This window comes from Dactylosporangium sp. CA-052675, assembly GCF_050947935.1.
Taxonomy (GTDB): Bacteria; Actinomycetota; Actinomycetes; order Mycobacteriales; family Micromonosporaceae; genus Dactylosporangium.
The window spans coordinates 7,534,189-7,546,558 of sequence record NZ_CP192010.1 but is presented as its reverse complement, the minus strand read 5'-3'; the positions used below and the strand labels follow the sequence as shown (position 1 = coordinate 7,546,558).

Below are 12,370 nucleotides of genomic sequence, written 5' to 3'. Positions count from 1 at the left end.
GTCGCGGGCGCATCGTGGTGGCCTCGCCGGCCGGCGCCCGTACCATGCGGCGGTGAACCTCATGCGCCGCCCGGGCTGGGCGCCGGTCCTGCTCTCGTACGCCACGTTCGTGCTCGTCGGCCTCAACGCCGGCGTCGGCGGGGTGCTCATCGTCTCCCAGATGCGCGACTACGGCGTCAACGAGGCCACGATCGGCCTCACGTTCTTCACCAGCTCGGCCGGGTACATGGCGGCCGGGGCGACCGCGGGGGCGCTGCTGCACCGGCTCCACGTGCGGATGGCCCTGGCCGCGGGCATCGCCGTCTACGCCCTCGGGGCGGTCGCGACCGCCGTGCGGCCCCCGTTCGCGATCCTCGTCGCCGTGCAGCTGCTCGTCGGCTACGGCACCGGGGTCCTGGAGTCGATCCTCAACGTCTTCCTGGCCGAGCTGCCGAACTCGACGACGCTGCTCAACCGGCTGCACGCGTTCTTCGGGGTGGGCGCGTTCCTGGGGCCCCTGCTGGCCGCGTGGCTGCTGCAGTACCTGTCCTGGACCGCCGTGTGGCTGGTGCTCGGCCTGCTGTGCGTGCCGCTGGCGGCGGGGTTCCTGGTGGCGTACCCGCGCCGCGCCCCGGCCGCGGAGCGCGCCGCCGAGCCCCGCCCCACCGGCGTGCTGCGCGACACGCTGCGCAGCCCCGCGGTGGTGCTCGGCTCGGCGTTCCTGGCCGTGTACGTCGGGCTGGAGATCGGCGTCGGCACGTGGGCGTACAGCTTCCTGATGCGCGTGCACGGCGAGTCCGGGGTCATCGCCGGGTACACGGTCAGCGGCTACTGGCTCGGCCTCACCCTCGGCCGCTTCCTCATCAGCCCGATCGCGACCCGCGCCGGGATGAGCGCGGCCGGGATGGCCACCGCCTGCCTCGCGGGGGTGACGGCCGTGGCGGCGGCGCTGTGGGCGCTGCCCACGGCATCCCTGGCCACCGCGGGCCTCGTGCTGCTCGGGTTCTTCCTCGGCCCCCTGTTCCCGACGGCGATGGCGGTCACGCCGCAGCTGGTGCCGCCACGGCTGATGGCGACCGCGATCGGCGTCATGAACGGGGTGTCGCTGCTCGGCGGGGCGTCCCTGCCGTGGCTGACCGGCTGGCTCGCGCAGCATGTCGGGATCTGGACGCTGATGCCGTACGCGCTCGCGCTGTCGGTCGTGCAGCTCGCCCTGTGGCGCCTGATGCTCGCGCGCGCGGCCGCCCCGTCGCCGGAGCTCCTCCCGTCGGAGTCCTGACCCGTCGGAGTCCTGACCCGTCGGAGTGCTGACCCGTCGGAGTGCTGACCCGTCGCAGTCCTGACCCGCCGGCAGCCGGCCGAGTGCCGGGCGGCCGGGGAACGGAACGGTTCGAGTCTGAACGGTTGTGTTCGGGTCCTGGCGTGCCCGTCGCGGCGGGCGCTGCCATGGGTGCATGAAGCACACCGCCATGTCGCGAGGGCTGCTCGCCCTGCTGACCGCCGTCGCCGCGGTCCTCGTCGCCGCCGCGCCGGCCCACGCCGCGGCCGTCACCGTCCCCAGTGGCGTGCAGCTGCGCGACACCTCGGGCAATCTCCTGCACGCGCACGGGGGCGGGGTCGTCAAGGCCGGCTCGTACTACTACTGGTTCGGCGAGAACCGCAACGCCGACGACACCTTCCGCTCCGTCGACGTCTACCGCTCCACCGACCTGCGCACGTGGGAGTTCCGCAACCACGCGCTGACCCAGTCGTCGGCCGCCGAGCTGGGCTCGGCGAAGATCGAGCGCCCCAAGGTGATCTACAACAGCTCGACCGGCCAGTTCGTCATGTGGATGCACAAGGAGAACGGCACCGACTACGGCGAGGCCCGCGCCGCGGTCGCCACGTCGTCCGCGGTGGACGGAACCTACACGTACCGCGGCAGTTTCCGCCCGCTGGACTACATGAGCCGCGACCTCACGCTCTTCCGCGACGACGACGGCACCGCCTACATGATCTCGGCCGCCAACGAGAACGCCGACCTGCACGTCTACCGCCTCACGAGCGACTACCTCGGGGTCAGCGCCCGGGTGCAGCGCCTGTGGCCGGGCTCGTCGCGCGAGGCGCCCGCGATGTTCAAGCGCAACGGGGTGTACTTCCTGCTGACGTCGGCCGCCACCGGCTGGGCCCCGAACCAGCAGCAGTACGGCACCGCCACGAGCGTCACCGGCACGTGGAGCGCCCTGCGCGCCGTCGGCGACAACACCGCCTTCGGCTCGCAGACGGCCTACGTGCTGCAGGTCGGCGCCTCGTACCTCTACCTGGGCGACCGGTGGGCGGGCGCATGGGGCGGGCCGGTGAACGACTCGCAGTACGTCTGGCTGCCGCTGTCGTTCCCGAGCGGGACGAGCCTCAGCCTCACGTGGGCGCCGCAGCTGAGCATCGACGCGGCCGCCGGCACCGTGTCCGCCACGGCCGGGCCGGCGGAGCAGCTCGTCGCGCGGCACAGCGGGAAGTGCCTCGACGTGAGCTCGGGCTCGGCCGCGGACGGCGCGCGCACGTTGCAGTACACCTGCGGATCCGGGCTGAACCAGCGCTTCACGGTGCAGGATCTCGGCACCGGGTGGGTGCGGCTCGTCGCGCGGCACAGCGGCAAGTGCCTCGACGTCAGCGGCGCCTCGACCGCCGACGGGGCGACCGTGCTGCAGTGGACCTGCGGCGGCGGCGCCAACCAGCAGTGGCAGGTGCAGAGCGCCGGCTCGGGCTACGTGCGGCTCGTCGCGCGGCACAGCGGCAAGTGCCTCGACGTCGCCGACGGCTCCACCGCCGACGGGGCGGCCGGCCTGCAGTGGACGTGCAACGGCGGCACCAACCAGCAGTGGACCCGCCGCGTCCTGGCCTGAGCGGTGGGGCCTGGTCAGTGGGCCTGAGCGGTGTGGCGTGCGCGGTGTGGCGTGCGCGGGGCCGGCCTGAGCGGGGCCGGCCTGGGACCTGGTTCAGTCCGCGAGCTCCACGAGGGGGAAGAACCGCGCGACGGCCGCGACGGGTCCGCGGTTGTGCGCCGGGCGGCCGCTGTACCCCGCGATGAGCGCCCGCACCGCGTTGCCGAGCTCGGCCAGCTCGTCCGGCGTCAGGTACACGACCTCGCTGAACGCCTGGTCGCGGCGCCATCGCGCCGGGGCCCGGTCGCGCACGGCGAGCCAGTGCCGGTAGCTCTCGTCCTCGAGACCGCGGTGCAGCGCACTTTGCAAAGGAGGGGCCTCGCCGACGAGCCGCCAGGGCTTCGCGCGGCCCTCGGCGGGCACCTCCTCGACCACGCCGTAGCGGGCCAGCTGCCGCAGGTGAAACGAGTAGAGCCCGGAGCTGCCGCCCAGCTCGCGAGCGGCCTCGGTGGACGTGAGCGTCCCGCGCTCGCGCAGCAGGGTGACCAGGGCGGTGCGCACCGGATGGGCCTGTCGGTCGATCACGGTGCACAGTATGCTCGTTTGCAAAGCACTATGCAAAGGAGCTGGGGCATGGGCGTGGTTCCGGTGCGGATGTTCGGCGACCCGGTGCTGACCACCGCGGCCGAGCAGGTCACGACGTTCGACGCGCAGCTGCGCCGGCTGGTCCGCGACCTGTTCGACACCCTCGAGGCCGAACGCGGCTCGGGGCTGGCCGCCAACCAGATCGGCGTCGCGCTGCGGGCCTTCGTGTTCCACGTCGACGGGGTGCGCGGGCACCTGGTGAACCCGGTGCTCGAGTTCCCCGACGAGCAGGAGCAGGACGGGCCCGAGGGCTGCCTGTCGATGCCCGGGCTCTACTTCGACACCGTGCGCCGGCAGCACGTCGTGGCCAAGGGCTGGTCGGACCGCGGCGACCCCGTCCAGGTGGTCGGCGCCGGCGAGCTGGCCCGCTGCCTGCAGCACGAGACCGACCACCTGGACGGGGTGCTGTTCATCGACCGGATGGACGCCGGGCGGCGCCGCGCGGCGATGCGCGAGATCCGCGAGGCGCCCTGGTTCGGGCCGGGCTCACCCCGCGTGAAGGTGAGCCCGCACCCGCTCTTCGGCCGGATCCGCTAGCGCCGCGGATCGGCTGGAGCCGCGCACCCGCTAGAGCTCCAGGCGCGCCGGGCTGTGCCGCAGCCAGGTGTCCAGGGCCAGGATCTGCTCGATCTGGCGGCGGGCCAGGCCGAAGCCGTCGTGCTCGTAGGGCGAGGCGACCAGCTCGCCGACCTTGGCCCGGTCGAGCAGCGCGGACGCGGGGGAGTCGGCGGCGACCACGGCGGCCGCCTCGCGCAGGGCCCGCTCGTAGCGCTCGTCCTGGGTGGACGGGTACGGGCTCTTGACCCGCGCCACCACCGAGGCCGGGAGCACGTCGGCGGTCGCGGCGCGCAGCAGGCTCTTCTCGCGGCCGTCGAAGGTCTTCATCGACCACGGGGTGTTGTAGACGTACTGCACCAGCCGGTGATCGCAGAACGGCACCCGCACCTCGAGCCCGTGCGCCATGCTCATGCGGTCCTTGCGGTCCAGCAGGATCTGCACGAAGCGGGTCAGGTGCAGGTAGGAGATCTCGCGCATGCGCCGGTTGTGCGGGTCGGGGTCGTCGCCGTGGTCGACCTCGGCGAGCGCGGCGCGGTAGGCGGCCTCGCGATACTCCGACAGCCGCAGCGACTCGTGCAGGTCCTGGTCGAGGGCGCCGCTGGACGCGTCCGCGCCCGGGTTGGCCAGGGTGAAGACCGCCAGCCACGGGAACGTCCCGGACTGGATGACGGCCGGCTGGTGGAACCAGGCGTAGCCGCCGAACACCTCGTCGGCCGCCTCGCCCGACAGCGCCACCGTGGAGTGCTCGCGCACGGCCCGGAACAGCAGGTACAGCGACGTGTAGATGTCCCCGCCGAAGGTCGGCTGGTCCATCGCGGCGACGACGGCGTTGCGGCTGAGCGGGTCCATGAGCGTGGCCGCGTCGAGCACGATGTCCTCGTGGTCGACATTCACGTGCTTGACCACGTCGTGCACGAACGGCGCGTCCGGGGTCGCCCGCATCGGGTCGGGCTTGAAGTGCTCGGTCTGCCCGACGAAGTCCACGGCGAACGAGCGCAGCGGTCCCTCGCCCCGCGCCGTGAGCGCCAGCTGCGCGAGCGCGGTGGTCGCCGAGGAGTCCAGCCCGCCGGACAGCAGCGCGCACAGCGGCACGTCGGCGATCGTCTGGCGGGCCACGATGTCGTCGAGCAGGCCCCGCACGGTGCGCACGGTGGTGTCGAGCGGGTCGGTGTGCTCGGCGTAGGACGGCCGCCAGTACTGCCGGCGGTGCAGCCCGTCCGCGTCGACCCGGATGACCTCGCCGGGCACGACCTCGTGCAGGTCGCGGTAGATCGCGTGACCGGGCGTCTTGATGAACGCGAGCAGCTCGCGCAGCCCGTCCAGGTCCACGACCGCCTCGGCCTGCGGGTGCGCGAAGACGGCCTTGGGCTCGGACGCGAAGAGCACGGAGCCGGCGATGCCGGTGTAGTAGTACAGCGGCTTGACGCCCATCCGGTCGCGCACCAGCAGCAGGTGCTCCCGGCGGGCGTCCCAGATGCCGAACGCGTACATGCCGTTGAGCCGGTCGACGAAGTCCTCGCCCCACTCGACGTAGGCCCGCAGCACCACCTCGGTGTCGCTGTCGGTCTTGAACACGTGGCCGCGCCCGCGCAGCTCGTCGCGCAGCTCGCGGTAGTTGTACAGCTCGCCGCTGTAGGTGATCGCGGCGAGCTCCCGGCCGTCGTGCTCGACGGTCATCGGCTGGTCGCCGCTGACGAGGTCGATGACGGCGAGCCGGCGGTGGCCGAACGCGATGTGCTCGCGCACCCACAGGCCCTCGGCGTCGGGGCCGCGCAGCGCCATCGTGCCGGTCATGGCCCGGACGGCGGCCGTCTCGCGGCGCAGATCACGGCCCGCGGGGGCACCCAGGGCGACCCAGCCGACGATTCCACACATGTGCCGTGCACCTCCCAGTGATCACGCTCCGTGCTGACAAGGGTGCGGAGCGTCTATCAGTGGTTATCCTTCTCCCTTCCCGCGTGACGAGCACGTAACTGATCTGCGACATAGGTAACACCTCGGAAACTTGTGCGAGTTCCCAGCGAAACGGTCGCCGGGCACGCTGACCCGGCCGTCGAAGATCGAGGGGGATGACTCGCTCGACGTGGCCGGCGTGCACGGCGTGGGCGGGCTCATCGGCACGCTGCTCATCGGGCTGCTCGCGACCGCGGCGGTCACCGGCGGCCCGCGCGGGCTGTTCTACGGCGGCGGGGTGGACCTGCTGGGGCGCCAGGCGCTCGCGGTGCTGGTCGTGGCCGCGTACGCGTTCGGCGTGACGTGGCTGCTGGCCAAGGGCGTCGACCGGCTGGTCGGCTTCCGGGTCGCGGCCGAGGACGAGCACGCGGGGCTGGACCTGGTGACGCACGCCGAGAGCGCGTACGAGATGCACACCACCGCTCTGACGGGCCACATGCGATAGCCGGCGCCGGGCCGCGCGCGGGGGTCAGTGGGACTCGCGGGCGACCCGGTCGCCGCTCGCGCCGACCAGGAAGTCCAGGTCCGCGCCGGTGTCGGCCTGCAGCACCGTGTCGACGTACAGCCGCTCCCAGCCCCGCCGCGGCTCGGCCAGGGCGGCCAGGAACGCCGGCGACGGCTCCCGCGCGTCGAGGTCGGCCTCGCAGTGCAGCGTGCGCGCCTCGACGTCCAGGACGATCATGTCGCCGGTGCGGACCCGGGCCAGGGGCCCGCCCGCGGCCGCCTCGGGGGCGACGTGCAGCACGACGGTGCCGTACGCCGTGCCGCTCATCCGCCCGTCGCACACCCGCACCATGTCGCGCACGCCCAGCGCCAGCAGCTTGGCCGGGATCGGGGTGTTCGAGACCTCCGGCATGCCCGGGTAGCCCTTGGGGCCGCAGCCGCGCAGCACGATCACCGAGTCGGCGGTGATGTCCAGACCGGGGTCGTCGAGGCGGGCGTGCAGGTCCTCCACCGAGTCGAACACGACCGCCGGCCCGCGGTGGCGCAGCAGGTGCGGGGAGGCGGCGGCCGGCTTGATCACCGCGCCGGCGGGGGCGAGGTTGCCCCGCAGCACGGCGATGCCGGCGGCCGGGCGCAGCGGCTGCGCGCGCGGGCGGATCACCTCGCGGTCCCAGATCGCCGCCTCGGCCAGCTCCGCGAGCAGCGGCCGGCCGGTCACCGTCAGCGCCGCCGGGTCGAGCAGGTCGGACACCTCGGCGAGCACGGCGTGCAGGCCGCCCGCCCGGTGCAGGTCCTCCATCAGGAAACGGCCCGCCGGTTGCAGGTCCACCAGCAGCGGTACCGCCGCGCCGACCCGGTCGAAGTCGTCCAGGGTGAGCTCGACGCCCGCGCGGCCGGCGATGGCGAGCAGGTGCACGACGGCGTTGGTGGACCCGCCCAGGGCGGCCAGGGCGACGATCGCGTTCTCGAAGGACGCCTTGGTCAGCACGGTGCTCGGCCGGCGCTGCCGGTCCACCAGGCCGACGGCGAGGACGCCGGTCGCGTGGGCGGCGGCGAGCAGGCGGCTGTCGGCGGCCGGGATGCCGGCGATGCCCGGCAGCGTCATGCCGAGGACCTCGGCGAGCAGCCCCATCGTCGAGGCCGTGCCCATCGTGTTGCAGTGGCCCCGGCTGCGGATCATCGACGACTCGGAGTCCAGGAACGCGCGCTCGGACAGCGTGCCGGCCCGCACCTCCTCCGAGAGTTTCCACACGTCGGTGCCGCAGCCCAGCGGTACCCCGCGGAACGTGCCCGTGAGCATCGGCCCGCCCGGCACCACCACCGCCGGCAGGTCGACCGAGCACGCGGCCATGAGCAGCGCCGGAATGGTCTTGTCGCAGCCGCCGAGCAGCACCACGCCGTCGATCGGGTTGGCCCGCAGCATCTCCTCGGTCGCCATCGCGGCCAGGTTGCGCCACAGCATCGCCGTCGGCCGGACCTGGGTCTCGCCGAGGGACATCACGGGCAGGTCGAGCGGGATGCCACCGGCCTCGTAGACGCCGTTGGCCACGCTGCGGGCGACCTCGTCCAGGTGCGCGTTGCAGGGGGTCAGGTCGCTGGCGGTGTTGGCGATCGCGATGTGCGGGCGGCCGTCGAACGCGTCGCCGGGCAGGCCGCGGCGCATCCAGGCGCGGTGGATGTAGGCGTTGCGGTCGTCACCGGAGTACCACTGCGCGCTGCGTCGTGCGGGCATGGTCCGAGGCTACTATCCGGAGATGGAGTTCAGTGCCATCCCGGCTTCGACGGATTCCTATGCGCTCGGCGAGGGGCCCGTGTGGGACGCGGCCCGCTCCCGGCTGCTGTGGGTCGACATCCTGGCCAACACCGTGCACGAGGGCTTCCTCGACGACGAGGGCGTGCGGGCCGGGCGGTCCTGGACCTTCGAGGACACCGTCGGGGCGGTCGCCGTGGCCGGGGACGGCTCGCTGCTCGTCGCCGAGCGGCACACCCTGACCGCCGTCGCGCTGGACGGCACCCGCTCGACGGTCGCCCGGGTGCTGCCCGAGGGCCGCGACAGCCGGCTGAACGACGGCGCCGTGGACCCGGCGGGCCGGTTCCTCGTCGGCAGCCTGGCCCAGGACGACCGCCGCGGCGAGGAGGTCCTGGTGCGACTCGACGACGCGGGCGTGACGGTGCTCGACGCCGACCTCGACCTGTCCAACGGGCTGGCCTGGAGCCCGTCGGGCGAGCTGTTCTACAGCGTCGACACGCTGCCCGGGGTCGTGCACGTGCGCGACTATGACGTGGCCACCGGCGCCGTGGGGCAGCGGCGCGACCTGCTCACGATCGCCGACGGGCACCCCGACGGCCTGTGCGTCGACGCGGACGGCAACCTGTGGATCGCGGTCTGGGGCGGCGCCCGGGTCGAGTGCCGCTCCCCGGCGGGCGCGCTGCTCGCCGTGGTGACGGTCCCCGCGCCGAACACGTCGAGCGTCGCCTTCGCGGGCGACGTCCTCGTGATCACCACCGCGGCGCGGGGCATGCCGCGGGAGCGCCGGGCGGCGTTCCCGGACGCGGGCCGCCTGTTCACCGCGTCCGTGGGCGCGCGGGGCCTGCCGACGCCGCTGTGGGTGCCGCCGGCGTGCGCGCGCTAGTGCTCACGGGGCCGCGCGCGGCCGAGGTCCGCACGGTCCCCGACCCGGTGCCGGGCCCCGGCCAGGTGCTCGTCGACGTGGAACGGGCCGGGATCTGCGGCACCGACGTCGAGCTCTTCACCGGCGAGCTGAGCTACCTGCAGACCGGGATCACGACGTACCCGGTGCGCCCCGGCCACGAGTGGTGCGGCACCGTGACGGCGCTCGGCCCCGGCACCGACCCGGCATGGCTGGGCGCCCGCGTCACGGGCGACACGATGATCGGCTGCGGCCGGTGTACGCGCTGCCGCTCGGGCCGCCACCACGTGTGCGCGGACCGCGACGAGGTCGGCATCCGCGGCGGGGTCCCGGGCGCCCTGGCCGAGCGCCTGACCGTCCCGGCGCACACCCTGCACCGGCTGCCCGAGTCGCTGGACGCCACCCTCGGCGCCCTGGTCGAGCCGGGCGGCAACGCCCTGCGCAGCGTCGAAGCGGCCCGGCTGCGGCCCGGCGAGCGCCTGCTGGTGCTCGGCACCGGCACGATCGGCCTGCTGGCGGCGCTGTTCGCGCGGGCCCGGGGCGTCGAGGTCCACCTGCTGGGCCGTGAGCCGCACCAGATCGCCCTCGCCCGCTCCCTGGGATTCGCCGGCGGCGCGGGCGCGCACGAGACGTGGGACGCGGTCATCGACGCCACGAACGATCCCGCCGCCCCGGGCCGGGCCCTGGACCTGGTCGAGCCCGGCCGCCGGATCGTCTACATCGGACTGTCGGGCGTGCCGAGCACCGTGGACACGCGGGAGATCGCGCTCAAGGACGTGACGGTGGTGGGCATCCTCGGCGCCTCGGCCGGGCTGCCGGGCGCGATCGCCGCCTTCGCGGACGGCTCCGTCGACCCGCGCCCGCTCGTCGGCGCGACCATCGCGCTCGACGCGGTGGCCGAGGCCCTGGCCGGCCGCCGGCCCGCGACGGCCGGCCCCGGCCCGAAGCTGCTGGTCGACCCTACGCCTCGATGACGTCGAGGAAGGCCAGCGCCAGGGCCGCGTGACCCTCCAGGCCCGGGTGCACCCGGTCCGGGGCCCAGGCCGCCGCGCCCCGGTGCTCGAGCAGCCGGTCGAACATGGCCTGCGTGTCGACCAGCAGGGCGCCGAAGTCGGCGGCGACGCGCCGGGCCACGGCCGCGTAGCGGTCGCTGCGCGCGCGTTGCGGGTCGGTCGGGTCCGGCTCGATGAGGTAGGGCGTGGCGACGATGAGCCGGCAGTCCAGCTCGGACAGCAGGCCGCGCAGGGTCGACTCGTACTCGTCGATCGGCACGGCCTCGTGCGGGCGGTCGCCGAAGGCGCGCCACACGTCGTTGATGCCGATCATGACGGACAGCCAGTCCGGGCGCTCGGCCACCGCGTCGCGCGCCCAGCGGGCCCGCAGGTGCCGGACGGTGTCGCCCGAGACGCCCCGGTTCAGCCAGGTCAGGCCGGTCTGCGGGTGCCGGGCGGTGACCAGGGCGCGGAGCAGGTTGACGTAGCCGTCGCCGTACGGGGCCAGCGGGCCGGTCCGCCCGCAGTCGGTGATGCTGTCGCCGATGAACAGGACCCGCTGGCCGTCGTCGAAGATCATGCGGAGAAGATACCGGGCGGGGCCCAGGGCAGGGGATCGCCGGCGTACTTGGCCGCGCGCACGTCGCCCGAGCGCGCGTGGCCCTCGAACAGCTCGACGCGGGGCGCGCGGCCGCACAGACGGCCCAGTTCGGCGCTCGAATCCGGTGAGAGCACCTCCTGGTACGTCACCGTCTTGAGGTATTTGCCGACCCACAGCCCGCCGGTGTACCGCGCCGCGCCCCGCGTCGGCAGGGTGTGGTTGGTGCCGATGACCTTGTCGCCGTAGGAGACGCAGGTGCCCTCGCCGAGGAAGAGCGGCGACGTCCGGCGACTGCTTCGCAGGACCGGAGGGGCCCTTGAGGATCATCAGCCCTCCAGCAGCGGGCGCAGGGAGGCGAGGACCTCGCGGGCGGCCTCCAGCGTCAGGTCGATCTCCCGCTCCGTGTGCGAACCGCTCACGTGGTTGCGCTTGAGGGCCATCGGCAGCATGAGGAACCCGCGCTCGGTCATGCCGCGGTGGAAGGCGACGTAGGCGGCGTCGTTGTTGCGCATGAGATCGCGGTAGCCGAGGATCGGCGCCTTGGCGAAGTACAGCGCGAACACCCCGCCGAAGCCCGCCACCGTGGCCTCGATGCCGAGCTCGGCGACGATGGCGGCGAGCCCGTCGCGCATCCGGGCGCCCAGCGCGTGGGTGCGGGTGTAGAAGTCCGGGTGGTCGCGCAGGTAGCCGATGGTGGCCAGGGCGGCGGCGCAGGCGGCCGGGTTGCCGTTGAACGTGCCCGCCATGAGCACGTCGCCGCCGCGGCCGTTGAAGCGCTCCATGAGGTCCCGGCGGCCGGCGACGCCGCCGATCGGGAAGCCGTTGGCCATGCCCTTGCCGAACGTGGTCACGTCCGGGGTGACCCCGACGACCTGCTGGTAGCCGCCGAGCGCGTGGCGGAAGCCGGTGATCACCTCGTCGAAGATGAGCAGGGCGCCCCGGTCGCGGGTCAGCGCGCGCAGGCCCTCGACGAACTGCTGGGTGGGCAGCAGCGCGCCGACGTTGTGCGGGATCGGCTCGAGGATGACCGCGGCGACGCGCCCGGGGTGGGCGTCGAAGAGCCCGGCGACGGAGCCGAGGTCGTTGAACTCGGCGATGAGGGTGGCGTCGATGTTCTGGTCGAGGATGCCGCGGGAGAGCGGGTCGCGGCCGTAGGCCTTCTCCGGGGCCGAGATGACGTTGCGGGCCACGGCGTCGGTCCAGCCGTGGAAGCCGCCCTGGAACTTGATGATGAGGTCGCGCTCGGTGACGGCCCGGGCCAGGCGGATCGCCTGGGCGGTGGCCTCCGAGCCGCTCATCGTCGCGATCATCGACTCGGCGGACGGGATGATGTCGACGATCCGCTCCGCGAGCTCGACCTCGCCCTCGGTCACGCCGAGCCCGGTGAGGTCGACGCCGCCGAGGGCGGCCCGGACGGCGTCGTTGACGACCGGGTGGTTGTGGCCGAGCAGGATCGCGCCGAACGCGGCGTGGTAGTCGAGGTAGCGCCGGCCGTCGGCGTCGGTCACGTAGGCGCCGTCGGCGGCGGCGAAGGAGTACGGATCGCCGATGTAGCGGGTCGAGGAGTTCACGCCGCCGGGGATGACTCGGGCCGCCCGCTCCGCGATCGCTTGTCCGAGTGGGGAGACCCGTCGTTGTGCAGAGGGCATGCCGGGGACGCTAGAGCACGGCGCGACAACATGGCAA

General features: G+C 73.8%; 12 protein-coding genes. 6 read left to right on the top strand and 6 right to left on the bottom strand.

Translation table 11 applies throughout. From position 1 onward, the window contains the following. Positions 1–61: 61 nt before the first annotated feature. Together ACQP1P_RS33625 and ACQP1P_RS33620 are read left to right on the top strand one after the other, a co-directional pair. Positions 62–1,258 carry an MFS transporter gene (locus ACQP1P_RS33625; protein ID WP_433090206.1) on the top strand — a complete coding sequence of 399 codons (1,197 nt, stop codon included), beginning with the start codon at positions 62–64 and terminating at the stop codon, positions 1,256–1,258. Between the two features lie 175 nt (positions 1,259–1,433). Then, positions 1,434–2,861, top strand: a complete 1,428-nt coding sequence (locus ACQP1P_RS33620; protein ID WP_433077100.1) for an RICIN domain-containing protein — start codon at positions 1,434–1,436, stop codon at positions 2,859–2,861. Between the two features lie 93 nt (positions 2,862–2,954). On the opposite strand, the gene ACQP1P_RS33615 is transcribed toward ACQP1P_RS33620, so the two are convergent. Further along, the gene (locus ACQP1P_RS33615) at positions 2,955–3,425 is read right to left on the bottom strand and encodes a winged helix-turn-helix domain-containing protein (protein ID WP_433077098.1); all 471 of its coding nucleotides are present in this window, start codon (positions 3,423–3,425) and stop codon (positions 2,955–2,957) included. 48 nt (positions 3,426–3,473) lie between these two features. Between ACQP1P_RS33615 and def the strand changes: the two genes are divergently transcribed. Next, a complete protein-coding gene (def, locus tag ACQP1P_RS33610) occupies positions 3,474–4,022 on the top strand; it encodes a peptide deformylase (protein WP_433077096.1) in 549 nt (182 codons plus the stop codon). Positions 4,023–4,052: 30 nt separating this feature from the next. Here the strand turns inward: def and asnB are convergent, their stop codons facing one another. Next, positions 4,053–5,918 (bottom strand): asparagine synthase (glutamine-hydrolyzing), encoded by a 1,866-nt coding sequence (asnB, locus tag ACQP1P_RS33605; protein ID WP_433077094.1) that lies wholly within the window; start codon positions 5,916–5,918, stop codon positions 4,053–4,055. A 130-nt stretch (positions 5,919–6,048) separates the two neighbouring features. Between asnB and ACQP1P_RS33600 the strand changes: the two genes are divergently transcribed. Next, positions 6,049–6,441 carry a hypothetical protein gene (locus ACQP1P_RS33600; RefSeq protein ID WP_433077092.1) on the top strand — a complete coding sequence of 131 codons (393 nt, stop codon included), beginning with the start codon at positions 6,049–6,051 and terminating at the stop codon, positions 6,439–6,441. A 24-nt stretch (positions 6,442–6,465) separates the two neighbouring features. Here the strand turns inward: ACQP1P_RS33600 and ACQP1P_RS33595 are convergent, their stop codons facing one another. Next, positions 6,466–8,172, bottom strand: a complete 1,707-nt coding sequence (locus ACQP1P_RS33595; RefSeq protein WP_433077090.1) for an IlvD/Edd family dehydratase — start codon at positions 8,170–8,172, stop codon at positions 6,466–6,468. A 22-nt stretch (positions 8,173–8,194) separates the two neighbouring features. Between ACQP1P_RS33595 and ACQP1P_RS33590 the strand changes: the two genes are divergently transcribed. After that, entirely contained in the window at positions 8,195–9,073 is an 879-nt protein-coding gene (locus ACQP1P_RS33590) for an SMP-30/gluconolactonase/LRE family protein (protein ID WP_433077088.1), read from the top strand. Beyond that, positions 9,061–10,065 (top strand): zinc-dependent alcohol dehydrogenase, encoded by a 1,005-nt coding sequence (locus ACQP1P_RS33585; RefSeq protein ID WP_433077086.1) that lies wholly within the window; start codon positions 9,061–9,063, stop codon positions 10,063–10,065. Before ACQP1P_RS33590 ends, ACQP1P_RS33585 begins: the two co-directional genes overlap by 13 nt. Here the strand turns inward: ACQP1P_RS33585 and ACQP1P_RS33580 are convergent. From ACQP1P_RS33580 to ACQP1P_RS33570, 3 genes are read right to left on the bottom strand one after another with little or no spacing between them, the layout of a single operon-like run. Continuing rightward, on the bottom strand, positions 10,052–10,663 hold the full coding sequence (locus ACQP1P_RS33580) for an SGNH/GDSL hydrolase family protein (protein WP_433077084.1): 612 nt from the start codon (positions 10,661–10,663) through the stop codon (positions 10,052–10,054). The two genes, ACQP1P_RS33585 and ACQP1P_RS33580, sit on opposite strands and share 14 nt — an antisense overlap. Beyond that, positions 10,660–10,986 carry a histidinol dehydrogenase gene (locus ACQP1P_RS33575; protein WP_433090204.1) on the bottom strand — a complete coding sequence of 109 codons (327 nt, stop codon included), beginning with the start codon at positions 10,984–10,986 and terminating at the stop codon, positions 10,660–10,662. The genes ACQP1P_RS33580 and ACQP1P_RS33575 overlap by 4 nt, the downstream gene beginning before the upstream one ends. Positions 10,987–11,010: 24 nt before the next feature. After that, positions 11,011–12,255, bottom strand: a complete 1,245-nt coding sequence (locus tag ACQP1P_RS33570) for an aspartate aminotransferase family protein (protein ID WP_433077082.1) — start codon at positions 12,253–12,255, stop codon at positions 11,011–11,013. Between the last annotated feature and the right edge of the window lie 115 nt (positions 12,256–12,370).